The organism is Lelliottia sp. GFLA7 (assembly GCF_056490165.1).
This window is the reverse complement of record NZ_JBWLAQ010000002.1, coordinates 402,360-427,081: the sequence shown is the minus strand read 5'-3', so window position 1 is coordinate 427,081 and position 24,722 is coordinate 402,360. Positions and strand designations below refer to the sequence as shown.

Sequence of the window (24,722 nt, the reverse complement as noted above, 5' to 3'; positions counted from 1 at the left end):
ACCTTTATTACACCTGCGGGAAAATAAGCTCTAACGCTTGCGTTGAGTCTTCCCAGTCGGCACGTTCAAAAATACCTTGTTGCAAGAAAGCTTCCAGCTGCGGCCAAACGGCAATGGCCTTGTCGAGCATCGGATCGCTGCCTTTGGCATACGCGCCCACGCTCACCAGGTCGCGGTTACGCTGGAAACTTGAAAGAAGTTGTTTAAAGTTACGCACGCGGGCGTAGTGCTTTTCCGTGATAAGCGTGGTCATGGCACGGCTGATGGACGCTTCGATATCAATCGCCGGATAGTGACCGGCTTCCGCCAGACGACGCGACAGCACAATGTGGCCATCAAGAATCGCTCGCGCGGAGTCAGCAATGGGGTCCTGCTGGTCATCGCCTTCGGTCAGCACCGTATAAAACGCGGTCACGGAACCACCACCGGTAATCCCGTTCCCCGCACGCTCAACCAGCGCCGGAAGTTTGGCAAACACTGATGGCGGATAGCCTTTGGTCGCCGGCGGTTCACCGATGGCAAGCGCGATTTCACGCTGAGCCATCGCATAACGCGTCAGGGAATCCATAATCAACAGCACGTGTTGACCGCGGTCGCGGAAATCTTCTGCAATGCGCGTGGCGTAAGCCGCACCCTGCATACGCAGCAGTGGAGAAACGTCCGCTGGCGCGGCGATCACTACGGAACGCGCGCGGCCTTCTGCACCGAGAATGTTCTCGATAAAGTCTTTAACTTCACGACCACGCTCGCCAATCAGGCCCACGACGATCACATCCGCCTGCGTGTAACGCGCCATCATGCCGAGCAGGACGGATTTACCGACACCTGAACCGGCAAACAGACCCATACGCTGACCACGACCGACCGTCAGCAGGGCGTTAATCGGACGCACGCCGGTATCAAGCACATGTTCGATCGCCGTACGTTGCAGCGGGTTAACTGGCTGAGTGATCAGCGCGCCGGTTTCGGTGGTATCAGGGGAGGGCAGGCCATCAAGCGGTTTGCCTGCGCCATCCAGTACACGACCTAACAGCGCCGGACCGAGCGGCAATTGCTTGCCACTGTGCAGTCCGTCGCCGGAATTATTTTTGGCGTACACGCGCGCACCGGGCAAAATGCCTTCGACTTCTTCCAGCGGCATCAAAAACAGACGTTGGCCGTTAAAGCCCACGACTTCGCTTTCGACTTCTTGCGTGTCGTTACCATCCTGGCGTTCAATGACGCAGGTTGCACCGAGCGGGAGCTGTAAACCGGTGGCTTCCAGTACCAGACCGGTTGCGCGGGTCAGACGACCATAACGACGCACGGAAGGCAGTTGCGCCATTTTCGCTTCGAAGTTATCGAGCGTGTTTAACCAACGCGTGAGTCGGGCTGTCATCAGATCACTCCCGGAGCGGCCAGACGGCACAGTTCCTGCCAGCGCGTTGCCACGCTCGCATCCAGATCGCCTTCATCGGCGGAGACTTTGCAGCCGCCATGATGTAACGCCGGATCGCCGCGCAGACGCCAGCCGTGCAGGCTAAGCGTGGCGCCAAGCATCTCTTCGACGCGCTGTAAATCATCGGGATGCACGCGCAGCTGAGGTTTCCCGCTGAATAACGGCTCCTGCTGGAGTAATCCCTGAATCTGTTTGATCAGCGATGAATTGTCCACCGGAGGCGTATGGCCAATCACCTGACGCGCTGCTTCGAGCGCCATTTGCATCAGACGCGAGGCAATCACGCTATCCAGCGCATCGAGGGTATTTTGAAATTCACTGACTAATTGCTGCATGCGGGCGTGGATTGGCGCTTGCTGCTGACGCGACTGCTCCAGGCCTTGTTCAAGGCCTTTTGCCAATCCTTCCTGATAACCTTGCTCTTGTCCTAGCTGGCGGCCTTCATTCATACCTGAGGTGTAGCCCTGCTCATGCGCTTGCATTTGCAGCTGTGCCAGCATCTGAACGCGCTGCTCTTCTTCCGTCAGCTCCGGTTGTTCTTCCGCGTCACTGTCTTCGTCGCTCAGGGCGACCATCGCAGGCATGAATTCTGTAAGAGGAGGCGCAAGGTCGTCTGGCGTCCAGCGCTTCCACGGCAGCTCATTAGACATATGCATCGTCTCCGCCGCCAATCACCATCTCGCCGGTCTCTGCCAGACGACGAACAATAAGCAGGATTGCTTTCTGTTCGTTTTCCACCTGAGACAGACGAACCGGGCCACGGTTGGCAAGGTCGTCGCGCAGGATATCCGCCGCACGTTGAGACATGTTGCGCAGGAACTTCTCGCGCAACGGCTGCTCGGCACCTTTGAGCGCGATAAGCAGAGATTCGGAGTCCACTTCCTGAAGCAGGCGCTGGACGCTGCGATCGTCGACTTCGACCAGATTTTCGAACAGGAACATCTCGTCGATAATTTTCTGTGCCAGCTCGCCGTCGAATTCGCGCACTGCGGACATAACCGCTTCTTCCTGCTGCGTTTTCATCAGGTTGATAATTTCTGCTGCCGTTCTCACGCCGCCCATTTTGCTGCGTTTGAGGTTCTGACCATCGAGCAGGCTGTTGAGCACTTCGGTCAATTCCGCCAGCGCCGCTGGCTGGACACCGCCGAAGGTGGCGATACGCAGCATGACATCGTGACGCAGACGTTCGTCGAACAGCGCCAGAATATCGGCCGCCTGCGCACGTTTGAGGTGCACCAGGATGGTGGCGATGATCTGCGGGTGCTCGTCGCGAATAAGGTCGGCGGCACTCTGCGGTTCCATAAAGTTGAGCGTTTCGATGCCGCTGGCGGTATCGCGCGTTTCGAGAATGTCTTCCAGCAGGCTGGAGGCACGCTCTTCGCCCAGGGCTTTCACCAGAACCGTACGCAGGTATTCGTTGGCGTTGACGTTAAGTGCAGCAAACTGTTCAGCTTCACGCTCAAACTCGGCCAGCACGTCGGTCAACTGTGAGTTTGAAATCTGACGCACGTTAGCCATCGCCTGGCTCAGCGTCTGGACTTCGCGGTCGGAGAGGTGTTTGAACACCTCTGCCGCACGATCTTCACCGATGGTCATCAGCAGGATGACGCTTTTATCCGTACCTGAAAGCGTTGAATTACTCATGGTCGTTACTCATCCACTGGCGGATGACCAGCGCGACGACGCGCGGATCGTTGTCTGACATTTCGCGAATGCGTTGGCTCATCACCTCAGCACCCAGGCGCTGATTCACACGGCGTTGCTGTGTCTGTTCGTCTTTGCTCAGACGAACTTCCACGGCTTCTTCTATATCCTGACGTGCACTCATCATTTCTTGCGCGGCTTTGGCTTCCTCCGCGCGACGGGTGAGCTGTGGACGAATCGCTTTACGCCACAGCAGCCACGCCACAATCAGAACCAGCAGCCAGCGACCAGCAGACAGCATCTGTTCGATAAACGACTGTTGTTGCCAGAACGGCAGTTCACCACCAGTTTCGTCAGTCGCAGTGAACGGCGAGTTCACGACGTTAAGCGAGTCACCGCGTTTTTCGGTAAAGCCCATCGCTTCGCGGGTCAGGTCTTCAATTTGTTTCATCTGATCGGTGGTCAGCGGCAGAGGCTTACCGTCCGGCAGCGTTTTATAGTTCACCACTACAGCCACCGACAGGCGCTGGACATCGCCGACGTTCATCTTGGTGTGACGAATCGTACGGTCAACTTCGTAGTTGGTCGTTTCGTTACGGCTGCTATTGCGCGGACCGGAGCTGGCTGCCGTCGACGTGGTCTGCTGTTGCTGATTATTCTGCTGACCGTTTTGTTGCCCATTCTGCTGGTTAGCAGGTGGCGTTGAAATGGGTGCACTGTTGGCCGGAGCAGGCTGATTAGAGAGTGCGCCCGGCACGCCGCCAGGATTTTGGCCGCCAATCTGTTCAGTGGTGTTCAACTGACGTGAACGCATCACGGCCTGAGCGGCATCTCCGTTCGGGCTGTACTGTTCTTCCGTCTGCTCTTTATTGTCAAAGTTGATTTGCGCGGTAACCTGCGCATGAATGTTGCTGCTGCCCACGATAGGGCCAAGGATTGCTTCGATGCGGCGCTGAATGCGGCCTTCGACATCGTTAGCGTATTTCAGCTGTGCGTCGTTGAGGTCGCGGCTGCTGGTGTTGGATTGCGTCAGCAGATGACCGCTCTGGTCGACGACGGTCACGTTGCCTGTTGGTAAACCGGCAACGGCGCTGGAGACCAGATGGGTCACCGCGCTGATTTGTCCTTCATCCAACGCACGGCCCGGTTCTAGAGTGACGGTCACCGATGCGGATGGATTCTTCTGCTCGCGCACGAAGAGAGACGGTTTTGGCATAGCCAAATGCACGCGAGCGGTTTTAACCGGACCCAGCGTTTCAATGGTGCGCGCCAGTTCACCTTCCAGCGCACGCTGGTAGTTGATCTGCTCGCTAAACTGGCTGATACCGAATTTTTCCTGATCCAGCAGTTCAAACCCGACCGCACCGCCTTTCGGCAAGCCTTGCTGGGCTAGACGTAGACGCAGTTCGTGAACTTTATCTGCAGGGACTTCAATCGCTCCGCCGTTATCAGCGAAACGATAAGGAATATTCAATTGGGTCAACTGCGTGACGATAGCCCCGCCATCCTGATCGGACACGTTGCTATACAAGGTGCGGTAGTCGGGGCTTTTCGCCCACAGGACCATCGCAACGAGAATCGCAATAGCCGCGGCGCCAGCCACGATCAATGGGATTTTAGGGTTCGCACGCAGGCGGTTCATCCACTCGAGCGATTTATTTTGCGATGCAGTTGCTGCTGTTGCAGTCATAGCGCACCTCGCGGCTCAATGTGGATTACGTTATTTGTGTAAAGAAACAAAATGACTCCCGGGTCGGCAAACACGACAAAAGGCCCATATTTATGGCCCCGCCATTATTTGATGAATTGAGATTTTCTATGCGTCAAATAACCCGTTTTTTTAACGCTATTTAGCGCCATTATCTTATTGACAAGGTGCTAGTCTTGCCGCTGATAAAAAACCATCCAGGGGAGAGTCATGGCAATACAGGGCATTGAAGGGGTGATCAGTCAGTTGCAGGCAACGGCGATGACGGCCCGTAATACTAGCGTGGCCGACACACAGCCGGAAATCAGCTTTGCAGGACAGCTGCACGCCGCTCTCGATCGCATCAGCGATACGCAAAACGCTGCGCGCACGCAGGCGGAGAAGTTCACTCTCGGCGAACCTGGCGTGGCTTTGAACGACGTAATGACCGATTTGCAAAAATCGTCTGTCTCTTTACAGATGGGCATCCAGGTACGAAATAAGCTGGTTACGGCTTATCAGGAAATGATGTCGATGCAGGTGTAGGGGATATAACCTACTGATAAACATCACTTACTGTAACTCGATCCCACTGCGTGGGGCATGGGTGGGGCAAACTCGGATAATTTCTGGTTCAGGATGATCACCTGGTCCTGATTGTTTTCGGCCATCCATGATCCGTAAACGCGGTAAACCATCTGAGCATCTGAGTGACCCATTTGCTTCGCTATGAAGTTAGGGTTTGCACCAGCTGTTAATGACCAGCATGCGTAAGTGTGCCTGGACTGATATGCTTTGCGGTAACGAATCCCGGCGCGGCGCATTGCCGTTTCCCAGCTCTGGTTAATCGACCCCACTGCGTAATGATGCCCTGCCAGGCTATTACGTGTCGCTATTTGTGGGTTGAACACGAAAGTGCATGGATGCATTTCAGTTCTGCCAAACTCCCTGAGCTTTACCTCAACCGCATATTGCTTCCCTAGCCTTGTCATTTCCGCCTGGTTACGCAACACGTCGATCGCTGGCTGGATAAGATTGATAACCCTGTTCGTACCGGCCTCAGTTTTTGGAAGGGTGAACTCCTTCGTTAAAGTGTGGTTACGACGGATCATCATCGTTCCGGCCTTCAGGTCTATATCTTCCCACGCAAGCGAAACAAGCTCACCATGCCGGACGCCGGTATACACAGCCAGAGACCACATGTTTTTCTGCTGCTGATGGTGGCAACCATCTATCAGCCTCATGAACTCATCACGCGTTAACGGGTCAGGGTCAACCTTCGACTTCTTCAGTGCTGAGATACCAGAGAACGGATTGGACTTTATATACCCACTATCTGCAGCGAACTGGAACATGCCTGCCATGATGTTCATGTAATTGTTCACGGTAGGAACGGATCTGCCTTTCACTGGTGTCCGGTGCCCAACCTTTAAAATCTGATACCCAGTCAGTAAATCCTTCCTGATGAAAAGCAGGTCTTCATTAGTTACAGATGAAGCAAACCTGTCCCCGCCAATTCTCGGCACCATGTTTCTGACAATGGATGTATAGCGACCCATTGCGTTAGTGCTGATCTCCATTCGTTTTAACTCAAGCCATTTCCTGCCAAGCTCCATGACTGTTATTTCCTTACTCTCTACGCCGAATTTCTTCAGGTTAGGGGAGTCGGGGAACTGAGCAGGGTAGTTGAAGCTTCCTGTCTTAATCGCAAAACAAACTGCGGCGCGAAGCTCTCCAGCCATTTTCCTGTTTTTTGGTGTGTCCGGCACGCCAAGGTTTTCCCTAACCCTGGCCCCTTTATAAATGAACCATATGCGAAGATTTCCGCCATGATTCTCTACGCCTGTTGGGTATGCTGACTTAGCCATTACTCCCTCCTGACGCCCAAGAGCCGGATAAGCATAAACGGTTCTTCATTGGCGCGCACCCGGCTGTTTCTTTGACATGCTCTCAACCCACTGATCGACAGCTTTTCGGTTGTACATGCACTCGCTGTTTTCTTTGGGGTTTCCGTCAGGTGCGACATGAAGATATTCGCGGCCAACCATCCATGATTTCTTGCGCGCCGCATCGATAGTGCCAGGTCGTAAGCCGGTGATCTCGACAAGCTTCTCTTGGGTTATCTCCGCGCTGCTCCTCGGTGTCAAAGTCGTTGTAGATGTGAACTGGCGGCTTATCCAGGCCCTCACGGCGGAACTGGTCATTCTTGCGGACAATGGCTGACTGGCACCACTTGATAGCGCCTGATTGCTGGGCTATATGCATCAGGCCCATGTAGCTAATATCAAGACAGATAGCGCCTTTACGCGGCACCAGGTAGGCAAGTTTCTGCGCAGGGTTTAGCGATATCCCTATCGCCGCCACGTTGATAATGGCGTTCTGTGCGCTTGTCTGATTCTGGAATGCAAGCTTCGCCAGATAGTCATTGCCCTGAAAAATCTGCATGGCGAACTGGCTTTCCTTAGCCCATGTCACCGACTGGTCAGTCAGGGCTTTGCAGAATAGCGGCTCCTGCTGTTTTACGAATTCAACGATGTTGCTCATGCTAATCCCCTGAAATTAAAACGGGCAGGGCGCTACACGCTCCCATTCCTTCTCGGCCCGTGCGTAAGCGCATGTGGAAATGAAAGTGTTGTAAGCCTCTTGAGCCTCTTCACTTTGGAGCGCATAGCAGGCTTCATCTGGCAGGAATAGCGAACGGTTCATGCCTGGTTCTTTCGGGAACATCTCGATTAACTCCTTTGCCCGATCGTCAATCCACTTATCTTTCTCATCGGCAATCTGCTGCTGCACCCAGCGTCCGTCCTCGATGCGGTCATAAGCTCGATATGCGTTCATTTCTGAACTCCTGAATTTTGGTTGTGCGCTTCCCGTCTGCGATAGCCGGACAGGGAGTGATGAATGGGGGGAGGGGTTATCGCGGGATGTTAATTGAGTCGCCGCCGAGGGCTTTGGCTACCGCCGCACGAGCTTTTGCAAACTCGTCTGTGTCTCTGTCGGCTACAGAAATTACCGCTTGCAAGGCTTCCAGCATCTGTGGTGCAGCCGAAAGCATGAACGCATTTGCGTAAACATATTCATGCCAGCGGTCGGAGTGTTCTGGTAAGGATGTCCGGCAGATATGACCTCCAGCAGGAGTGGTAATAATCAGATCGTTTCCATATTTCCAAACGCCTAAATCTTCTTTTGTTCCTTTGAATTCTTCCATCACACCCTCACTTCAAACGAGTTACGATTTACCCTGACTCCAAGCGCATTGCGCTGAGCCTCAATTGCCTGTTGCAGCATTACCGAGTCTTCCAGATAGCGAGCAATGGCTTTCTTGCTCAGTGATGCGCGGAGCTTGTGCGAGTCGACGATGCTCTGGCTGACGATGTGACCGAAGCCATTCTTAATCATCTGGTCACGGTTCATCGTGAGCTTGTGACGAACGTTGCCGACTTCTACCAGTTGCCATGAATGACCGTTTGCTAATCGGCTCACTGTGTACTGCTTGTTGTTGTGGGTGACTGTGGTTGTCATGAGTCCTCCCGAACACGGAGCATTGCATCTGCAAAATGGTACGCTGCGTTTGATGCAAAACTGATCGCCCCTTCAGAATCGCCATCAATAATTGACGAGTTACTTATAATTGCCTGCATAGCCTTAGCTGCGAAGTAGTCGCGCAGCGTCATGCCCGGGCCAGAGTATTTTGAGTCGTAGTTATCATCGCGAGTTGGAAACGCCTGTTCGTATTCTTTATTGCTCATAATCATCTCCGCGCTTAAGCCGCGCCGCTGAACTAAAGACCTCTGCATATGCAGACATTTAAGCGGTGGATAGCCGCCCTGATAACGGAGCACCCTCGTGAAGATGCTTTGGTATCAGCAATAAAAAACCCGCCGGAGCGGGTTATTCAGGGTGATTGAGCATTGCCCAATGTGTAACTTCGCAAAATACGTAGCGTTTCTTGAACTGTCCGTTGGTGAAAATCCAGAAATCATCATCACGCAACTGACCAAACTCATAATCACCATCAACAAAAAGAAGAAGTAACCTTTGCTGCAGTGGTAGTCTTTCGCTGCACTTAACCCATTCCATCGCCTTACCCTCTTGTCTCGTGAGCTAATAAAAAGGCCGCCTATTTGGCAGCCTGTATTAATTTTTTTGCATGGTTTTTAAGCACTACAAACCTCCCAACCACTTCTCAGAAGAAATTGAAATGGGTAGACTCAGAAAACCAACATCAAACTAGGGAAGTTTTCATGTCAAAGTTCACCTCAAAAGAAGTCGCCCTAGCTTTCATGCAAGCCAATGGCTCTGCGTTGAAGGCTGAAGATTTTTTGGTTCAGTTAATTGATAAGGAAAAGGAATTTGAAGAGTTACTATCAAAAGATGATCTCAAAGAGTTCTTGAAGAACAGAAGAACTGAGGCATTCAAGAAATTCGTTTCCTAACGAATATGCCCTCGCATATTCATACATTAGCCAGCTCAACCTAAAATGAGCTGGCTATTCAAACACAACTCAAACCAAATGATTAAATCAGCGGGTTAGATTTACCGCGTGATTTCTGTACCGCATGGATTTTGTTGCCGAACGGGTTGCTGTCCTTGTACCAGGTGCGGTGATTTTTGCGCTCAACAGCTTCTGCGCGTCTTTCCATCTCCTGCCGATACTCAGCCAGACCTGATAAATCAATCGGGTTCACAGCGCTTTCTATGCGTGATTTCGGCTTGCGAGTCAGCGAGAGAATCTTGCGGTTGTCTGGCTTGGCGCTTATCTACTATGAGCCGTGGTTAAGAACTAACGGTAGCTTTAATCCAGACGCAATATACCTGAAAGATTTTGGATTTAGAGGTAACACTACTGGTGGTTGTTTAGGCGGAATAAAAATCAATGATGATTCTGTTCTGGGTGACGAAACTAGAGCCAAGCGCGACATCGTGATCGATAATGTAACCATTGCAGGTTGTTGGCGTGGTTATGGCCTAAAAATGGTATGGTGCTTTATCGTTAACACCAACAATTTAAAAATATGGGATTGCGCAGTAGGGATTCTTCTCAATAGAGTAAATAGCATTAACTTTAACGGGTTGGAGCTTGAGGGCCTTTACCAGGGGGCGACTCTTATTGAGTGTGCAGGAGTAAATATCTATGGCGTCATGGCTGAGTATATTAATAATTCCCGAACATATTACTCAATGCCTTCTGATTACCCTGTAGATGCTGGATGGGCATCAGGAGTTAATAGTTATATTGGGATTGGATTCAGGACGAGAAGTGGTATCGTTAGCTTCTTTGGTGGATACACTGAGGGAATTCCTGTTATATTTCAAAACGAAATAAACAGTGATGTATACATCAATAGAATAAGAAGCCAGATATTAACCACCACCCTTCACGTGATTAGGTCTCACGGCGGTAGAAACTTGGTCTACGAGAACAACCTGATTGAAGGGGATATTGCAAATGCTACATTCTACAGAACCCCTACGCAACAATATGTATCAAGACATAAAATATGCGGCAACTCATACAATGGAAGCTCAAGACCCACATCCAACGCAAACGTTGGGTTGTTTGGTTCATTTGACATTTATAGAAGCGTATCAACTGACGCTGGTTTGCAGACATTAGTGCAGGGAATTTCCAATGTATATACAAATATTGGAGCAGCGACAGATACGGGTGGATACCCTGTAACCGCATCCGGAGATGTTCTTTCCAGCAAGCAAGTAAATATCTCAGCATCAGGCGCTTCGTTTACGTGCACCATAGGGACGACCGTGACTGCAAGTGGATTAGTAAACGTAAATGTCCCTGCTGGATGCGCTCTAACCGTGGCAGTGTCAAGTATCGCCAACTGGATAAATGGATCAAATCTCGCAGTTTCAGTTGTTTCATCTGGTGTCGCAGGGAACCCCATCTCAGTCGCGTTTAGCTCTGACTTTAGGCTTTCCTCTGGGAACGCAGATATAACAACCCAGACCGGCAGAAGGGCCATTTATGAGTTCAGATTAATTAATGGAATATTTTTCCAGTGTGGGACGTCAACAGTTGTAGGATAACTAGAAACTAAAAGGGCCCGAAAGGGCCCTTATTAATTAATTGACTAAATCAGGAGCGTGCACCTTAGCCCAACCGGCAAACCTCTCTCCAACTTTCACACTGGCATACTCTGATAAGTGCTTGTACTGATCCCTATACACAGGCATCCCATCAATTACTGAAGAGCAGCTTTCTTTCGAGCAAAAAGTAACATTCGGGTCAAAGAACATAACATTTGTATTATTCTTTGAGATGTAATTCTCAACCCTTTTAAAGTTATTACGTATAGAGGTTACTTCTTTTGTATCGGTAACGCAGTCTGACTCAGGAGCCTTCAACGGGCGCGCGAAACAAGCCTTTATGTTAGATGTAAGCATGACGTGAGGGTAGAATAAAATGACCTTCTTGCCGCTATTTGTAAATATTGCAACCCTCTCTGATAGGGCCTTTATGTAGCTTATGTCCGCATTGTCAGTAATACCACCAATAATGACATACTCAATATTTCTATCATCTTTGATGATATTGTTTATATAATTAAATTGTGAGACCTTAAGTTCATTGTTGTTATTAATTATTCCTTCAACAACGTTATTCATGCCTATTGATAATACATTTACATCTTTTAGTTTTTCATTTTTAGCAAATGCAGGATAAAGGTGGTTAGCAAAACTATTACCAACTAGAACAATCCTAGGTGACTCATCTCGTTTTAACATGCAAAACCACCATGGCATAGACTTAACTTCTGGGAAGTCGAATCTATTTAAGCATTTCGCATTGTTTGTGTATTGCCAAAGAGCACCATTCAGTTGAGAACTTATAGCATTACTTAATTTTATATTTGCACGGTCGTTTATTCCGTTATTGGCGAAAATATAAAGACCAGACAATCCGATCACTGACATTACGATAAGCATCGGTATTGTTTTTGCCCGCCAAGATTTTATCTTTTTCAGTGGCTTCTCTACACATACATATGTTAGTACCGCTAAAATAACTGATGCAATAACAAGGAGAATTCTTACATACTCGGCAGGCGTGTCTCCGTTTATAATGTATGCGAATGACAGTAAAGGCCAGTGCCAAAGATAAAGAGGATAGCTTACTAAGCCTAAAGCAACCAGAGGACTTGATGATAACAAGTAGTTAACAGGTCTTGATCTCAATGACGTTATAATCAATAAAGATGTAGCAATTACTGGTATGAGTGCATACCACCCAGGGAACAACACACTGCTGTCAATTTTTAATGATGTGAAAAGCAAGGCTAGCAATGATGCACACGAAATAGTAAATGATAAACGGCTATTGATATTTAGTAATTTAGATGTTGAAGGCAGGAGAGCTATCATAGATCCAGTAAGCAACTCCCAGAATCTATACTGAGGAAGGTAAAACGCGGCCTCTACATTATTACCAACTTGAATAACATTAATGATGAATGAAGCCAGCGCTAACGCCAGTATTGATATAGATACGCTGATTTTTCTTCTAAATAAAATATAAAGAACTATCGGGAATATTAAGTAATACTGCTCCTCAACCCCCAGAGACCAAAGGTGTAGCAATGGCTTCGTTGCTGACGTTGCATTAAAGTAACCAGTCTCGCTATACAAAACAATGTTTGCAATGAATCCAGCCCCTCCCGCTATTTGCTTACCAACCTGCATAAATTCATCAGCAAAAAGAGTATACCAACCAAAAATAAGGCAAGAGATCATGACAATGGTCAATGCTGGAAATATTCTGTCTACCCTACGGCGATAGAACTCCTTTATGGAGTATGAACCATTCTCCATTTCCTTTTTAAGAATTGATGTTATTAGATAACCTGAAATTACAAAGAAGATATCAACTCCAATGAAGCCACCAGGCAATGCCTCTGGGAATGCGTGATAAATCACCACTAGCAAAACGGCAACTGCCCTTAATCCATCAATGTCGGGTCTATATTTTATATTCATTTCCGTAATTACACCAATATCTGATTTTTAATTTATTTAATGCCACTCATTAAGTAGAGCATCAAGTTTAGATCACACCCCACTATGGGGGTTGTTTTTTATTTAACTATAAAGTTAATGCTATCGGCCCACGCCTGATATGCTTCTTTCCTTAGGTGCACACCATCTGGGAAGTAGTAGCTACTGCTGTTATTTTTCCACATTACAGATGGTGACGTAATCAAACGACATTGCTTCGTTTTTTTACATAGGGATGATGTGTATTTATTTAGTTCTTCAATGAGACTGTTTTCTTTATCGTGACTAGTCGCAAGGGCAGGAAGCATCTGCGAAAAGTAGAATCGTTTTGACCTGCTCGCTTCAGCAAACAAAGTATCATATCCAGCTTTAACTTGCTCATCAGTTCTACCAATTAGGACATCGTTAACCCCACCCTCAACGATAATCGCCCTGTAATCCTGCACGCGAACGGCCTTCATTCAGTTCGTGATTTCGGCCAGCGTGTAGCCGCCGATCCCCATGTTGACGGCTTTAAACTTGAGACCGTCCATGTTCATTCCCTGCACCAGTGAATCACCGAAGAACAGGATGTCATCTGGACCAGCCTGGTTCAGATGCATCTCAGTGAAGTACCACATCGTCTGTTTGAAAGGGTTAGCTTCCTTGGTAGACACCTGGTTCTCAGCAGCAGCCGATGAAAACGCGACCAGCGCACCGGCTAAAAAAATTGTTCGTAACATCAACACCTCTCCGATTTTTACCACATCATACGATGTAGCGCCCTTGATCTGAACCCTCAATTGATAATACTGTATATGCATACAGTAACTAATCGGAGGTCATCATGGGATTCCCGTCACCGGCAGCAGACTATGTAGAGGAAAGGATTTCGCTTGATGCGAAGTTCATAAGGCATCCAGCCGCAACGTACTACATGAGAGCAGGTAACACGCACTATCGGGAGGGAATCATTAAAGGTGCGCTGCTGGTTATCGACTGCTCACTGACTGTGTGCGATGGGTCATTGCTGGTTTGTTGCATGGATGGGGAATTCAGAGTGAAGCGATACCGATCGCACCCAAGGCCGCATTTGGTCAACCTGGAGAACGGCAAGCGAGAGGAGATACCGGAAGATACCGGTGCAGATACGTCGCGTCCGGTATTCGGGGTGATAACGTACATCATCAACGATGCGCAGTCTGGTGAGTTCGATGACTGCCCGGTGATGTGATGGGGCATATATGGGGCATAAAGCATCACTCGTTCTAACTCGAATTTAGACGACTGATGTTTTGGTCGATGCTAACAGCCTGTTATGTGGTGCGCTCTTGGGCGATTATTGTCGATTATGAAAAATGCACGGTCATATGATGTCGATGCAGGTGTAGTCCCTGCTACGCATTCAGAATCTTGCGCTGGCAGCTTTAACGCTTTAATGCCACAATATTTTTTTCTTCGCAGGCAGGAAAGATGATGAAAAAAATAGTGATGGTCGGCGCGCTGCTGGCGTTGACCGGTTGTGTGCAGGTCGATAATTATCAGGAAGTGATTAAACATCCGGTCCCTGCACATCTGGCGGGCTACTGGCAGTCGACAGGGCCGCAAAGCAAATTGGTGAGTCCGCAGGCGATTGCAACGCTTGTGGTGACGGAAGAGGGCGACACGCTGGATTGTCGTCAGTGGCAGCGAGTGGTAGCTGTGCCAGGTAAAATCATGCTGCGCTCAGATGATTTCTATAACGTCACGCGCAAACTGGATATTTATCATCTGGAACGTGAAGGCAATACCCTGGAATATGATGGTATGGAATTGCAACGCGTTGACCGTCCAACGGTAGAATGCGCGCAATACCTGACTAAAAATCCTCTCGAAAGTACCTTGCCATAACGTGTGTGCCGGGTGGCAACGCTGCCTTACCCGGCAAACAAAATCTTATCCCTTACAGCACATCCTCCATCACCCAGATACTCACGCTGCCGCCGTTACAGGTGAACGTGCCTTCGCCATCTGCGGCGGTAGTTACCGTCTCTTCACGGTTGCCGAGGAAATCACGCCAGCTCTTGTTGCCGTAATTCTCGCCCAGACAGATCACTTTTTCGCCCTCGTCACCGTTAGACAACACCACCACACAGCCAGGCTCTTCATCCGTGCCGCTGCGGCTGAACGCAATACAGTTTGGATGATCAAAATAGAGCGTTTGCACCCCATGGGCAAAGCGTTGACGGGCGAGGATCAGCTCGTGCAGCTGTTCGATAATCGGCATTTCGATAGGGTAAGTTTCGCCGTCGCCGCCCGTGTCTTCATAGCTCGCGCCAAAGAGATCGGGGTAAAACACGCTGGGTACGCCGTTTTCGCGCAGCAGGATTAATGCGTAGGCGAGGGGTTTGAACCAGGATTCGACCGGGGCCTCTAACGCCTGAAGGGGTTGGGTGTCATGGTTGGCCACCAGCGTCACTGCGTGGAACGGATCGGCTTCAACCAGCGTACCGGTGAAAATCTGGCTCATGTCATAGTCACGTCCCTGGCGAGACGCTTCATGGAATTTCATTTGCAGCGGGGCGTCGAACAGCATGGTTTTGCCTTCGACCTGCTCAATGTATTGCTGCAATTTGTCGACTTCGTGGGACCAGTATTCTGCCACGATAAACAGCGGTTTTGGTGCGACTTCCTGGACGTGTTCGATCCACTCTTTATAGAACCAGGCGGGGATATGTTTGACTGCATCGAGTCGAAAACCGTCGCACTGGGTCTGTTCCATGACCCAACGTGCCCAGTATTTGATCTCTTCCGTCACGGCATGATTGCGAAAATCAATGTTTTCGCCCATCAAATAGTCGAAATTCCCCAACTCATTATCGACCTGATCGTTCCAGCCTTCGCCGGTGTAATCATTGACGATTTTAAAGATGCTGTCCTCGTTCGGGTTTTCGATATGATCAATGCCGCTAAAGCATTTGAAATCCCAGACAAACTGAGAATATTGACCGGCGCGGACAGGGAAGGTGTAGCGGGTCCAGGCTTCGCATTCGATGACTTCATCGTCGATCTGGGTCCGGTCCTGCTCATTAACGCGCTGCACACGGATGGGCTCTTTTTCGTCCGCACCCATTTTATGGTTCACCACCACGTCCAGCAGCACCGCAATGTCATTACTTTTTAACGCCGCGATGGCTTCAAGCAATTGGGCCTTGTCACCATACTTAGTGGCAATAGAGCCTTTTTGATCAAATTCACCGAGGTCGAACAAATCGTACGAGTCGTAGCCAACTGAATAACCGCCCGATGCGCCTTTGTAAGCGGGGGGCAGCCAAATCATATTGATGCCGATTTCATTAAGATTGGGAGCCAGGGCAGTCACTTCCGGCCACAATTCACCGCCGGTGGGGTAATACCAGTGAAAACATTGTAATAGCGTGGGATTTTTCATCTTCCGTGCTCCAGAGGCCGTTATCGGCGAATCTCTGGAGTATGGATCATAAACCGCTAATGTGGATTACTGATTGATCTCACCGGGAAACAAAACGTTACCGGAAAGTCTTCCATAGGTAATATTCACATTTTTCTGCTTGCCGGTCTGGGCCATCAAACCGTGCAGTTCATCCATCCGTTCCTGCAGCAGAGTTTTCAGCGTCATTTCATTCTGCAGCACATTGTTCAGCATCACCATTGCCTGTTCCTGTATATGCTTACTGTCAGGCGGGAAAGGGGTAATGCTGATCTTCTCTACCAGCGAAACGTAGGCAACCTCCTGTTCAATAAGCTCATCCCATTTCCCGGATTGAGCAAGGCTTAGCATGGTATTGCTCAGCGCAGAAAGTGCATGCCACTTTTTAAGGGATAAGCTGGAGTCTTTCATCAAAATTGATCCTGCGTGGGAGGAAAACCTGGATTGATTTGCTTCCAGGCGTCGGAAATATTAAGCAGCAGTGCTTCAACTTCAACGATAGCCTCAACGTCGTTACGCAGGTTAGCGTGCAACAAACGGCGTACCATATAGTCGTAAAGTGCTGAAAGGTTATGGGGAAGCGTGCCCCCAACATCCATGTTCAGCCCAGCTTTAAGTCCATTGTCGATAATATTAATGGCTTTCGATAGCGCTTCTCCTTTAGCAGGGATATCACCCTGCTCAAGGAAAAGGCGCGCTCGAACAAGCGCGCTATGGACACCGTCGAATAGCATGACAACCAACTGGTGCGGGCTGGCACTTAAGACGGCAGATTCAACACCTACCTTCTGATAGGCCTGTACACCAGATTTGCTATACATAAAGGTTCCTTTCTTATGACGACTTCGTACTGAACTGTTGAGTCAGATAGCTTGCGGTACCATTAAATTTGGTGACCAGTGCATCTAAATCACTAAATTGTTTTTTGTAACGCGCCATCGTGGCATCAATGGTGAGTTCCATGGCTTCATAACGCTTACCAATGGATTTCAGCGTGGCGTTGATACCGTCTTTCGCGTTCTGAATAACGCCTTCTTTACCCACTGACGTGCTGAGCATCGTGGTGAGTTTGCTATTCATCTGGGTAGCGAAACCGGTGGTTTTGCCGTCACCGACAAAGTATGCCTGTACGCCTGCTGGGTTATCCGCTAACACCTGGGTGAGCTTTTTGTCATCAATCTTCAGATTCCCAACCGCGCCATCAGCGCCTTTTAACGGATCCTGGGTGATGCCCAACTGCGCCATAATGGCATACGATCCACTCTGGACATTGGTCAATAAAGAGCGAAGATCGGACTGTACTCCCCTGATAGTGCTGTCACCCATCAATACGCCATTGCTGGAGTTCTGTGCTGTAGCGCCCGTCGCAGGAGGTGAGTATTTGGTCAGAGAAGCAATCGTTGATTGCAACGCGTTGTAGGCGCTTACCCAGTCGGTAATAGCTTTTTTGTTATCGTCGGTTGAGCGAGTGACTGACAGCGTTTCATCTGCTGTGCTTTGCGCTTTCAGGGTTAAGGTCACCCCTGGCATCGCGTCGTTGATAACATTGCTCTGACGAATGATGTCGATACCGTTAACGTTCACAACGGCATTCTGCGATTTAACCTGCTCGTTCAGAGCAGCGCTGCCAATCACGTCGTTCAGCGTGTCATCACCCGTCACTGATACCGTCATATTCGAATCAGTACCGGTGGTTTTTGAAGACAGCATCAAGCGGTAATCACCGTTATCGGCTTTGACGACGCTTGCCGTCACGCCGCCATTGGCTGCGTTAATGGCTTTAGCAATTCCATTCAGAGATGTATCACCGTCTGCCAGTTTCACCGTCATCGGTTTGCTGTCAGCGCCAGCCTGGGTGATGGTAATGGTACGGGTGTTATCTGTAGTGGTGCCGCCGAGCTGTTTGGTATTGCTATCAATGGTGCCTGGCGCTGTCGTCAGAACCTGACCTTTCGCAATCTTGGCAACATTGATCGTGAACTCGCCAACGTTAGCATTAGTAGAGGTAGTGGCAGCGAACGCGGTATTGGTGCTGGTAACCGTCGTTGAGTTCCAGGTATCAGTGTTAGCCAGCTTAGCCGCAGCGGTTTGCAGAGTGGTCAGGGAGCTTTGTAATTTGCCGTAACCGGTGATCTGCGCATCGTATTTGGTTTTCTGCGTGGCGATGGCCGTTAATTTCGTCTCTTCCGCAGCCTGTAACTTATCGTACAGGTCTGACAGCCCAGGCAAACCGACGCCGAGGTTACTGATAGTCGCCATACATTGTTCCTTGTCAATGGTAGTTTCAGACTTATATCGGCCATGAAGAGGAAAAGTTTACGGTAAGCCCAAAAAAATAAATCGCCGAATTACCCCCTCAAACGGATGCTTATATAAGTATAACGTTCGTCATGACATTTCAACGCCAGGATCGACCTGTAATAAAGAGGGCAATACGTAAGCACCGAAGGCGAGATTTTGAACGCCTAAAAGGAATGCGGAAAGCATGAATGAAAAAACAATTCGTTTAAAAACAGCCAATTAAAAAAATCCTTAGATATTTTCTAAAGTCTTTTTCAGACCCGTCGATAACCTTGTTGACGGTGAGAGACGCCGTGAGTGTTAGACACCGACCCTAAAAACCAATTTGAAGGAATTTAATCATGGCTGTTATCAATACTAACCTGTTGTCCCTGACTACTCAGAACAACCTGAACAAATCTCAGTCTTCCCTGGGCACCGCTATCGAGCGTCTGTCTTCTGGTCTGCGTATCAACAGCTCTAAAGACGATGCTGCTGGCCAGGCGATTGCTAACCGTATGAACTCCCAGATTAAAGGGATGACTCAGGCAGCACGTAACGCCAACGACGGTATCTCCCTGGTTCAGACTGCTGAAGGCAACCTGAACGAAATCAACACCAACTTACAGCGTATCCGTGAACTGTCTGTACAGGCAGCAAACGACACCAACGGTACAACTGACCTGGATTCAATCAACACTGAAATCACACAGCGTCTGTCTGAAATCGACCGTATCGCGGGCGGTGCTAACTTCAACGGTAAAAACCTGCTGGACGGTTCTGTATCTACCGCGCTGAGCATTCAGGTTGGTGCTGGTGTTTCTACTAACGACACCATCTCTATCGACAGCACTGCGCTGATCAACGCAACTTCTGGTACTCTGAGCTCCACTCTGAGCACCAAAATTGCTGATAACTCTTCTGCACAGGCAGTTATCTCTGCAGCTGACGAAGCTATCGGTAAAATCGATACCGCTCGTTCAAACATGGGTGCGATTCAGAACCGTTTCGAATCTACCATCAACAACCTGAACAACTCTATCACCAACCTGTCTGCTGCTCAGTCCCGTATCCAGGACGCTGACTACGCTACAGAAGTTTCTAACATGTCTCGCGCGCAGATCCTGCAGCAGGCTGGTACTTCTGTACTGTCCCAGGCAAACCAGGTTCCACAGGCGATGCTGTCCCTGCTGCGTTAATTTCGCAGAATATTCAGAAAAGGTTGCTGGAAACAGCAGCCTTTTTTTTTGCCTTTCTTTCCTTAATTACGTCAGTCCCGTCTCTTTCTAATATCGAAAATAAGCCCTTCATTTAGGTTTTGTTCCCGCCATTATGGTTGCCGCTCTGGTGATAACCTTTCAGCATCTGCAGCATTGGCTAAAAATTGTGTCACCACAGGTTACGTAAAATATGACTAATTACGCTCGTACCCGAGCTTTGCATCAATTTTATCGGGATGTCTTCACCCGTACGATCTCTTTGCCTGAGGCAGATGCTCTGCCTGCGCATCTGGTGGTCGAAATCCTGAACTATGCCAATGCCGATTTTGACTCGCTCGACGCGAAATTATGGGATGCGGAAACTGATTTAGACACGGAAAACGATCGGGCGCTAAAGCTGATGATGAGCGCGATTGCGCTGGCCAACGGTGCATTTGATGGCCGCTCTGACGGACCGCTGGCACCCGAAACAGTCGCGCTGATCACCAGTCAAGTGGTAGAAGCCATGCAGCTTTCGGATAACGTGAATTATCTGGTGGCTTCCATTCAACTGTTGTTCCGCGTCAACGAAATCGACTCGGTGCTGTTCCTGATCTCCAACAATCTTTCAACGCTCAGCGAAACGCCAAATGTGCTGAAAATCCTGCTGCTCATCTGCCTGATGGAAGAGGATTACAACCAGGCGCACGTGGTGATTCAGCAGTTAACGTCCAATGCCGATCTGATTGGCGAAGACCGCATGACGCTGGTGATGATAGTGTGCTGCATCTATAAGCTGGGCGGTTATCCTGATTCGTTTATTGATTTCCGACCGCTGGTTGAACCCGCGCCCGAATTGGATGCCTCCCGCTACGAATGGCTGATTGCGCCGGAGGATAACGGCAAAACGACCGTGCTGATGGCATGCGATAAAGGCTATTACTACGAACACGCAATCGCACTGCTGCTCTCCATTTATGAAACCAACGGCACCGCGCTGAACGTCCATGTCCACATTTATAACTGTGACGCTGAAATGATTTCGCATTTGAAGTCTCTCGGCGAAAAACTGCCAGGGCTGTCGATCTCACTCAGCAGCGAATATTTTGCCGCGGTAAAAGCGGTGAATGTGCATTACGCCTGCCGCCGTTTTGTCTTCCTGAGCCATGCTGTCGAGAAAATCGCCGGGCCGGTTATGGTGCTGGACGCCGATTGCCTGGTGAGAAAACCGTGGGCTGACGTCAAAGCGCGCTACCCGGATAACGAACTGATCTTCTCGCATCATGAAGGGCTGCCGCTTTGGGAACAGATCCCAGCCGGATTCGTCTATACCCGCGGCGGTGAAATCTCGCAAAAGTATTTTGCAGCCGTCGGTCATTTCATCGACGTTAACCTGGCTTGCGATAAAGCCGAGTGGTTCCTCGATCAAATTGCGCTCTCTTTCGCCGTTGATATTTTATCCCCGATGGAGCAGATGGCCGTTGGTCGCGAACCGACGGAAGAGCTTATTGATATCAGGTATTCCGACGCAGCGTTTAGCTGGGTGGTGACCACGAAGAAAAATGCTGCCGGTCCTTATCAGGACTATAAACGCCAGCTGAACAGCAAATATCTGCCAACGGTCTAAGACCCTGGCAAAGCAGGTTTCATTCTTTATTTTGGATACGTTATTGTGACAAGCATTTACTCTGCCTCTCGTCATACGCCAACTGCACTCCATGCGGCGGCCTCGCTTTATCTCGCTGATGCGGTTAATCCCACAGAGGCGCGTATTCTGGAGCTGGGGTGCGGGCAGGGTGAATCGTTGATTGCCAACGCGCTGGCCTGGCCAGAAAGCGTGGCGATGGGCGTCGATATCAACGAAGACGACATCGCCCACGGTCAACGGCAGATTGCGCAGTTCGCGCTGGTGAACATTGAGCTGCATCACGCCGGGCTTGCCGATCTGCTGGCCTCCGATTTGGGTGAATTCGACTACATCATCCTGCGTGGACTTTTCTCCATGATGGGGGGCGACGAGCGTACCGCGCTGCTGGCTTGGTGCCAAACGCATCTTGCAGCTCAAGGCATGATGGCGATTCGCTGGCAGGTATTGCCTGGCGCGCACGATGCAAAAACGTTACAGGACTCGCTCAGCTTTCACGCCGGTAGCGCGGAGGGGATTGACGCCCAACTGGATTCCGCGCGTGGGATGCTCAGCTATCTGGCGATGACGCTCCCCGAAGGTGGCCTGAAAAATCAGGTGACTGACGCCGAGCAAAGCAACGATCTGACGCTCGCGTTCCGTTATCTCGGCAATATCAATCAGGCCGATTATTTCGTCGATTTCCACCAGCAAATCACCGGCGCGGGCTTTAGCTATATCGGCGATGCCGTTCCTCAGTGTGAAGTGGCGGACACTTTCGGTACGCAGACAGGGCAGATGCATAGCCTGATAAGCGGCGGCAGCTCACGTGAGAAAAGTCAGCAATATCTTGATCTTGCCGTCAATCGCCGCGAACGTTTTAGCCTCCTGACACATGTCGGATCGCACGACTTTGCGGCGACGCCAGACCTGAAATCGGTCGAGCATTTGCACTGGGCGGGCTGCTTTAAGCGCCAGATTAACCACTATGGCGTAACGGCCAACGGGCATATCGGTCTGGACGGCACGCCGCTGAGAACGGAAAACAAAACCACGCTGCAAATCTTGGATGTGCTGGCGGAAGTCTGGCCGTTGAGTCTGAGCTTTGAGCAGCTGCTTTTCCACTGCCGCTTCCCGGAAGATTCGGCCAGTGACACCCGCGCTGATCTGGTCGCCTCGCTACAGGATCTGCTGGGGAACACCATAAATGGTCTGATGATCAGCGCCGTTCCTTCGGCTTATAACGACGCAAGTGACCCCGTTTTACGGCCTATTGTGGCCGTGACGGAAGACGCATTTGCGAAGCAGAATTTCATCACCCTCGGTAACTACTGGGGGCAAACCGTCACGCTGAGCCGCGAAGAGTGGGGTTTTGCGACGGAGGGGGTCAAAAATGGCGACGAATCAAGCTGGCTGCTGTTTTGCGCGCTGCGTGATAAAGGGCTGCTGACCGGTTCGACCGATGCCTGGCGTGCGGCGTTCCAGTGCTTTATGAAGTCTGACAATGTGGCCATCATTAAGCAGGTTTATATCGCGCTGCTGATCTTCAGCTGTGAGCGCAAATACGGTGGTTTTCCGCTAAAGGTGGATCTCAAGCCAATATCGGATGACGACGATCAACAGTACGACAGCTTGTACGATGAAGTTAACGCGCTTATCAAGCAAGGCCGTCATAAAGAAGGGCGCGACCGGCTCGCGAGTTTTCTTGAAGCCGATCCGTATAACGTTCATCTGCTGCGCTGTCAGGCGCGGTCAAATCTGCTCATGGGCGCGTGGACATCGTCGCTACAGCTGAGTAGCCGTCTGCTGGGCCAATATTCCATGCACTGGGATAGCTATTTCGATCTGGCGACCGCGCTGTTCAAAACCAACGATTTGCTTGAAGCACGCAAACTGTTGAGGGCCTTGCTGCGCATTAACGATAAAAACGCCAACTGCTGGAATCAGCTCGCGTGCATCTACCACGAACGCCGTGAAATGACGGTCGCGGAGAAATGCGCCCGACAGTCAATCCGCCATCATGCGGACGTGCCGTATTTCCTGAGCGTCATGGGCATTATCCTCAGCGATAACCAAAAAATGGCCGATGCGCGCTATTTCCTGCAAAAAGCGTTGACGCTGAAAAATTATGATTTTGATACCTACACCAGCCTGCTGTTTGTGATGACGCATGATGCCAGCGTAACGCCATCCGAGCTGTTTGCTGCCCACCAGGAATATGGTCGTCAGGTGAAGGAATGGTGCGCGGAACAGCAGGTCAATATCAGCCATTCCGGTAACAAAGATGCCACCCGCAAACTACGCGTTGGGTTTGTCTCTGGTGACCTTCGCAATCATCCGGTCAGCAATTTCTTTTTGCCATTCTGGGATAACCTCAACCGCGATCAGTTTGATGTCATTGCTTATCACACCATCGATAAAAATGACGCGGTCAGAGAACATTACGATCACACCGCCACCTTGAGTCGGCTGGTGACGGAACTGAGCGCCGCCGAAGTGGCGAAGCAAATCGCCGAAGATCAGATTGATATTCTGATCGACCTGTCTGGGCACACCACGGGCACACGTCTGCCGGTGTTTGGTTTTAAACCTGCACCTATTCAGATGACCTGGATCGGTTATCCCGGCACCACCGGTCTTGAGCAGATGGACTACCGCATCACCACGCCAGGGCTCGGTAAACCGGGTGAAATGGACGATCAGTACACGGAAAAATTGCTCTACATGCCTCTGCGCAGTTTCTTTGCACCCAGTGAACTCAGCCCTGACGTCAACCCGCTCCCGGCGTTGAGCAACGGCTATTTCACCTATGGCAGCTTCAACCGTTCGAAAAAGCTCAACAATGAAGTTTTCGCCGTGTGGGCGCAAATCATGGCCTCGAATCCGACGGCCAAATTGCTGATTGGCTTTATGGACGACGACGAAATGATCGCCCGCTATCGCAAAAAACTCTGCGCACTCGGGGTGCTGGATTCACAGTTGATTTTCCGTAAAACCACGGGTCTGGAAAATTATCTGCGGATGCATCACGAAGTGGATATTTTGCTCGACTCTTTCCCGTACACCGGCGGTACCACGACCAGTCATGCCGTGTGGATGGGGGTGCCGACGCTGAGCATTGCAGGCGGAACGACCTCCTCCCGACAGGGCGTAGAAATCATGCATATCTACGGACTGCAAACGTTTGTCGCGACCAGCCAGCAGGATTACGTCGAGAAAGCCATCGCATGGCAAAGCAACCTCGAAGAACTCAACGGCTGGCGACAGAGAATGCGCCAGCAAATGCCGCTTAAGCAGGACGGTTTTGACGTATCAGCACCGCTAGAAAAGGCGCTGCGTAAGGCATGGCAGATTTATTGTGCCGGGCAACCTGCACAAAGTTTTACGGTAAAAGAATAAGGCGGTTCGT

General features: G+C 50.2%; 27 protein-coding genes and 1 pseudogene. 8 read left to right on the top strand and 20 right to left on the bottom strand.

The features are described 5' to 3' along the window. Positions 1-7: 7 nt before the first annotated feature. From fliI to fliF, 4 genes are read right to left on the bottom strand one after another with little or no spacing between them, the layout of a single operon-like run. Positions 8-1,378, bottom strand: a complete 1,371-nt coding sequence (gene fliI / locus AC07RN_RS07590; RefSeq protein WP_478336022.1) for a flagellar protein export ATPase FliI — start codon at positions 1,376-1,378, stop codon at positions 8-10. Then, a complete protein-coding gene (gene fliH, locus AC07RN_RS07585; RefSeq protein ID WP_015959533.1) occupies positions 1,378-2,088 on the bottom strand; it encodes a flagellar assembly protein FliH in 711 nt (236 codons plus the stop codon). Before fliH ends, fliI begins: the two co-directional genes overlap by 1 nt. After that, complete coding sequence (fliG, locus tag AC07RN_RS07580) at positions 2,081-3,082, bottom strand: flagellar motor switch protein FliG (RefSeq protein ID WP_015959532.1); 1,002 nt, start codon at positions 3,080-3,082, stop codon at positions 2,081-2,083. The genes fliH and fliG overlap by 8 nt, the downstream gene beginning before the upstream one ends. Further along, positions 3,075-4,772 (bottom strand): flagellar basal-body MS-ring/collar protein FliF, encoded by a 1,698-nt coding sequence (gene fliF / locus AC07RN_RS07575; protein WP_015959531.1) that lies wholly within the window; start codon positions 4,770-4,772, stop codon positions 3,075-3,077. Before fliF ends, fliG begins: the two co-directional genes overlap by 8 nt. Positions 4,773-5,000: 228 nt before the next feature. Here fliF and fliE point away from each other — a divergent pair, with 228 nt between their 5' ends. Further along, on the top strand, positions 5,001-5,315 hold the full coding sequence (gene fliE, locus AC07RN_RS07570) for a flagellar hook-basal body complex protein FliE (protein WP_015959530.1): 315 nt from the start codon (positions 5,001-5,003) through the stop codon (positions 5,313-5,315). A 23-nt stretch (positions 5,316-5,338) separates the two neighbouring features. Here fliE and AC07RN_RS07565 read toward each other — a convergent pair whose 3' ends face one another. The 8 genes and pseudogenes from AC07RN_RS07565 to AC07RN_RS07530 form a co-directional block, all read right to left on the bottom strand. After that, positions 5,339-6,637, bottom strand: a complete 1,299-nt coding sequence (locus AC07RN_RS07565) for a tyrosine-type recombinase/integrase (RefSeq protein WP_478336021.1) — start codon at positions 6,635-6,637, stop codon at positions 5,339-5,341. Positions 6,638-6,682: 45 nt separating this feature from the next. Beyond that, positions 6,683-6,916, bottom strand: coding sequence for an excisionase family protein (gene xisR, locus AC07RN_RS07560; RefSeq protein WP_478336020.1), 234 nt, complete (start codon positions 6,914-6,916; stop codon positions 6,683-6,685). After that, positions 6,915-7,313, bottom strand: a pseudogene (locus AC07RN_RS07555) (recombinase RecT); the annotation flags it as partial. The gene xisR and the pseudogene AC07RN_RS07555, both read right to left, overlap by 2 nt. Positions 7,314-7,328: 15 nt before the next feature. Further along, positions 7,329-7,607: a host nuclease inhibitor GamL gene (gene gamL / locus AC07RN_RS07550; protein WP_478336019.1), complete on the bottom strand. Its 279-nt coding sequence runs from the start codon at positions 7,605-7,607 to the stop codon at positions 7,329-7,331. Between the two features lie 76 nt (positions 7,608-7,683). Beyond that, positions 7,684-7,977, bottom strand: a complete 294-nt coding sequence (locus tag AC07RN_RS07545) for a hypothetical protein (RefSeq protein ID WP_478336018.1) — start codon at positions 7,975-7,977, stop codon at positions 7,684-7,686. Then, a complete protein-coding gene (locus tag AC07RN_RS07540; RefSeq protein WP_478336017.1) occupies positions 7,977-8,291 on the bottom strand; it encodes a hypothetical protein in 315 nt (104 codons plus the stop codon). Before AC07RN_RS07540 ends, AC07RN_RS07545 begins: the two co-directional genes overlap by 1 nt. Further along, positions 8,288-8,518, bottom strand: a complete 231-nt coding sequence (locus AC07RN_RS07535) for a hypothetical protein (protein WP_478336016.1) — start codon at positions 8,516-8,518, stop codon at positions 8,288-8,290. The genes AC07RN_RS07540 and AC07RN_RS07535 overlap by 4 nt, the downstream gene beginning before the upstream one ends. A gap of 142 nt (positions 8,519-8,660) precedes the next feature. Beyond that, positions 8,661-8,849, bottom strand: a complete 189-nt coding sequence (locus AC07RN_RS07530) for a DUF551 domain-containing protein (RefSeq protein WP_478336015.1) — start codon at positions 8,847-8,849, stop codon at positions 8,661-8,663. A 164-nt stretch (positions 8,850-9,013) separates the two neighbouring features. Here AC07RN_RS07530 and AC07RN_RS07525 point away from each other — a divergent pair, with 164 nt between their 5' ends. After that, positions 9,014-9,205, top strand: coding sequence for a hypothetical protein (locus AC07RN_RS07525; RefSeq protein ID WP_235134921.1), 192 nt, complete (start codon positions 9,014-9,016; stop codon positions 9,203-9,205). A gap of 82 nt (positions 9,206-9,287) precedes the next feature. Here AC07RN_RS07525 and AC07RN_RS07520 read toward each other — a convergent pair whose 3' ends face one another. Continuing rightward, positions 9,288-9,413: a hypothetical protein gene (locus tag AC07RN_RS07520; RefSeq protein ID WP_478336014.1), complete on the bottom strand. Its 126-nt coding sequence runs from the start codon at positions 9,411-9,413 to the stop codon at positions 9,288-9,290. A 106-nt stretch (positions 9,414-9,519) separates the two neighbouring features. On the opposite strand from AC07RN_RS07520, the gene AC07RN_RS07515 reads away from it, so the two are divergent. Beyond that, entirely contained in the window at positions 9,520-10,818 is a 1,299-nt protein-coding gene (locus AC07RN_RS07515; protein WP_478336013.1) for a hypothetical protein, read from the top strand. Between the two features lie 36 nt (positions 10,819-10,854). On the opposite strand, the gene AC07RN_RS07510 is transcribed toward AC07RN_RS07515, so the two are convergent. From AC07RN_RS07510 to AC07RN_RS07500, 3 genes are all read right to left on the bottom strand, one after another. Then, a complete protein-coding gene (locus tag AC07RN_RS07510) occupies positions 10,855-12,765 on the bottom strand; it encodes an acyltransferase family protein (protein WP_478336012.1) in 1,911 nt (636 codons plus the stop codon). Between the two features lie 98 nt (positions 12,766-12,863). Continuing rightward, a complete protein-coding gene (locus AC07RN_RS07505; protein WP_478336011.1) occupies positions 12,864-13,244 on the bottom strand; it encodes an SGNH/GDSL hydrolase family protein in 381 nt (126 codons plus the stop codon). Next, positions 13,245-13,505 (bottom strand): hypothetical protein, encoded by a 261-nt coding sequence (locus AC07RN_RS07500; RefSeq protein ID WP_478336010.1) that lies wholly within the window; start codon positions 13,503-13,505, stop codon positions 13,245-13,247. A gap of 104 nt (positions 13,506-13,609) precedes the next feature. Here AC07RN_RS07500 and AC07RN_RS07495 point away from each other — a divergent pair, with 104 nt between their 5' ends. Both AC07RN_RS07495 and yedD read left to right on the top strand, forming a co-directional pair. Then, positions 13,610-13,996: a HumD family translesion DNA polymerase gene (locus AC07RN_RS07495; RefSeq protein ID WP_478336009.1), complete on the top strand. Its 387-nt coding sequence runs from the start codon at positions 13,610-13,612 to the stop codon at positions 13,994-13,996. Positions 13,997-14,238: 242 nt separating this feature from the next. Beyond that, a complete protein-coding gene (gene yedD, locus AC07RN_RS07490; protein WP_478336281.1) occupies positions 14,239-14,652 on the top strand; it encodes a lipoprotein YedD in 414 nt (137 codons plus the stop codon). Positions 14,653-14,704: 52 nt separating this feature from the next. Here yedD and amyA read toward each other — a convergent pair whose 3' ends face one another. The 4 genes from amyA to fliD form a co-directional block, all read right to left on the bottom strand. Further along, positions 14,705-16,192: an alpha-amylase gene (amyA, locus tag AC07RN_RS07485; RefSeq protein WP_478336008.1), complete on the bottom strand. Its 1,488-nt coding sequence runs from the start codon at positions 16,190-16,192 to the stop codon at positions 14,705-14,707. A gap of 66 nt (positions 16,193-16,258) precedes the next feature. After that, positions 16,259-16,621 (bottom strand): flagella biosynthesis regulatory protein FliT, encoded by a 363-nt coding sequence (gene fliT, locus AC07RN_RS07480; protein WP_478336007.1) that lies wholly within the window; start codon positions 16,619-16,621, stop codon positions 16,259-16,261. After that, positions 16,621-17,031, bottom strand: a complete 411-nt coding sequence (gene fliS / locus AC07RN_RS07475; RefSeq protein WP_015959526.1) for a flagellar export chaperone FliS — start codon at positions 17,029-17,031, stop codon at positions 16,621-16,623. The genes fliT and fliS overlap by 1 nt, the downstream gene beginning before the upstream one ends. A gap of 13 nt (positions 17,032-17,044) precedes the next feature. Then, a complete protein-coding gene (fliD, locus tag AC07RN_RS07470) occupies positions 17,045-18,469 on the bottom strand; it encodes a flagellar filament capping protein FliD (protein WP_478336006.1) in 1,425 nt (474 codons plus the stop codon). A 383-nt stretch (positions 18,470-18,852) separates the two neighbouring features. Between fliD and AC07RN_RS07465 the strand changes: the two genes are divergently transcribed. From AC07RN_RS07465 to AC07RN_RS07455, 3 genes are all read left to right on the top strand, one after another. After that, positions 18,853-19,689 (top strand): flagellin N-terminal helical domain-containing protein, encoded by an 837-nt coding sequence (locus AC07RN_RS07465; RefSeq protein ID WP_478336005.1) that lies wholly within the window; start codon positions 18,853-18,855, stop codon positions 19,687-19,689. A 211-nt stretch (positions 19,690-19,900) separates the two neighbouring features. Beyond that, positions 19,901-21,316 carry a hypothetical protein gene (locus tag AC07RN_RS07460; RefSeq protein WP_478336004.1) on the top strand — a complete coding sequence of 472 codons (1,416 nt, stop codon included), beginning with the start codon at positions 19,901-19,903 and terminating at the stop codon, positions 21,314-21,316. A gap of 45 nt (positions 21,317-21,361) precedes the next feature. Next, positions 21,362-24,712, top strand: coding sequence for an O-linked N-acetylglucosamine transferase family protein (locus AC07RN_RS07455; RefSeq protein WP_478336003.1), 3,351 nt, complete (start codon positions 21,362-21,364; stop codon positions 24,710-24,712). Positions 24,713-24,722 lie beyond the last annotated feature (10 nt).

Excerpts from the sequence above, each read along its gene's own strand:
- fliI (WP_478336022.1), bottom strand. The coding sequence starts at position 1,378 with ATGACAGCCCGACTCACGCGTTGGTTAAACACGCTCGATAACTTCGAA.
- fliH (WP_015959533.1), bottom strand. The coding sequence starts at position 2,088 with ATGTCTAATGAGCTGCCGTGGAAGCGCTGGACGCCAGACGACCTTGCG.
- fliG (WP_015959532.1), bottom strand. The coding sequence starts at position 3,082 with ATGAGTAATTCAACGCTTTCAGGTACGGATAAAAGCGTCATCCTGCTG.
- fliF (WP_015959531.1), bottom strand. The coding sequence starts at position 4,772 with ATGACTGCAACAGCAGCAACTGCATCGCAAAATAAATCGCTCGAGTGG.
- fliE (WP_015959530.1), top strand. The coding sequence starts at position 5,001 with ATGGCAATACAGGGCATTGAAGGGGTGATCAGTCAGTTGCAGGCAACG.
- AC07RN_RS07565 (WP_478336021.1), bottom strand. The coding sequence starts at position 6,637 with ATGGCTAAGTCAGCATACCCAACAGGCGTAGAGAATCATGGCGGAAAT.
- gamL (WP_478336019.1), bottom strand. The coding sequence starts at position 7,607 with ATGAACGCATATCGAGCTTATGACCGCATCGAGGACGGACGCTGGGTG.
- AC07RN_RS07545 (WP_478336018.1), bottom strand. The coding sequence starts at position 7,977 with ATGGAAGAATTCAAAGGAACAAAAGAAGATTTAGGCGTTTGGAAATAT.
- AC07RN_RS07540 (WP_478336017.1), bottom strand. The coding sequence starts at position 8,291 with ATGACAACCACAGTCACCCACAACAACAAGCAGTACACAGTGAGCCGA.
- AC07RN_RS07535 (WP_478336016.1), bottom strand. The coding sequence starts at position 8,518 with ATGAGCAATAAAGAATACGAACAGGCGTTTCCAACTCGCGATGATAAC.
- AC07RN_RS07530 (WP_478336015.1), bottom strand. The coding sequence starts at position 8,849 with ATGGAATGGGTTAAGTGCAGCGAAAGACTACCACTGCAGCAAAGGTTA.
- AC07RN_RS07525 (WP_235134921.1), top strand. The coding sequence starts at position 9,014 with ATGTCAAAGTTCACCTCAAAAGAAGTCGCCCTAGCTTTCATGCAAGCC.
- AC07RN_RS07520 (WP_478336014.1), bottom strand. The coding sequence starts at position 9,413 with ATGGAAAGACGCGCAGAAGCTGTTGAGCGCAAAAATCACCGCACCTGG.
- AC07RN_RS07510 (WP_478336012.1), bottom strand. The coding sequence starts at position 12,765 with ATGAATATAAAATATAGACCCGACATTGATGGATTAAGGGCAGTTGCC.
- AC07RN_RS07505 (WP_478336011.1), bottom strand. The coding sequence starts at position 13,244 with ATGAAGGCCGTTCGCGTGCAGGATTACAGGGCGATTATCGTTGAGGGT.
- AC07RN_RS07500 (WP_478336010.1), bottom strand. The coding sequence starts at position 13,505 with ATGTTACGAACAATTTTTTTAGCCGGTGCGCTGGTCGCGTTTTCATCG.
- AC07RN_RS07495 (WP_478336009.1), top strand. The coding sequence starts at position 13,610 with ATGGGATTCCCGTCACCGGCAGCAGACTATGTAGAGGAAAGGATTTCG.
- yedD (WP_478336281.1), top strand. The coding sequence starts at position 14,239 with ATGAAAAAAATAGTGATGGTCGGCGCGCTGCTGGCGTTGACCGGTTGT.
- amyA (WP_478336008.1), bottom strand. The coding sequence starts at position 16,192 with ATGAAAAATCCCACGCTATTACAATGTTTTCACTGGTATTACCCCACC.
- fliT (WP_478336007.1), bottom strand. The coding sequence starts at position 16,621 with ATGAAAGACTCCAGCTTATCCCTTAAAAAGTGGCATGCACTTTCTGCG.
- fliS (WP_015959526.1), bottom strand. The coding sequence starts at position 17,031 with ATGTATAGCAAATCTGGTGTACAGGCCTATCAGAAGGTAGGTGTTGAA.
- fliD (WP_478336006.1), bottom strand. The coding sequence starts at position 18,469 with ATGGCGACTATCAGTAACCTCGGCGTCGGTTTGCCTGGGCTGTCAGAC.
- AC07RN_RS07465 (WP_478336005.1), top strand. The coding sequence starts at position 18,853 with ATGGCTGTTATCAATACTAACCTGTTGTCCCTGACTACTCAGAACAAC.
- AC07RN_RS07460 (WP_478336004.1), top strand. The coding sequence starts at position 19,901 with ATGACTAATTACGCTCGTACCCGAGCTTTGCATCAATTTTATCGGGAT.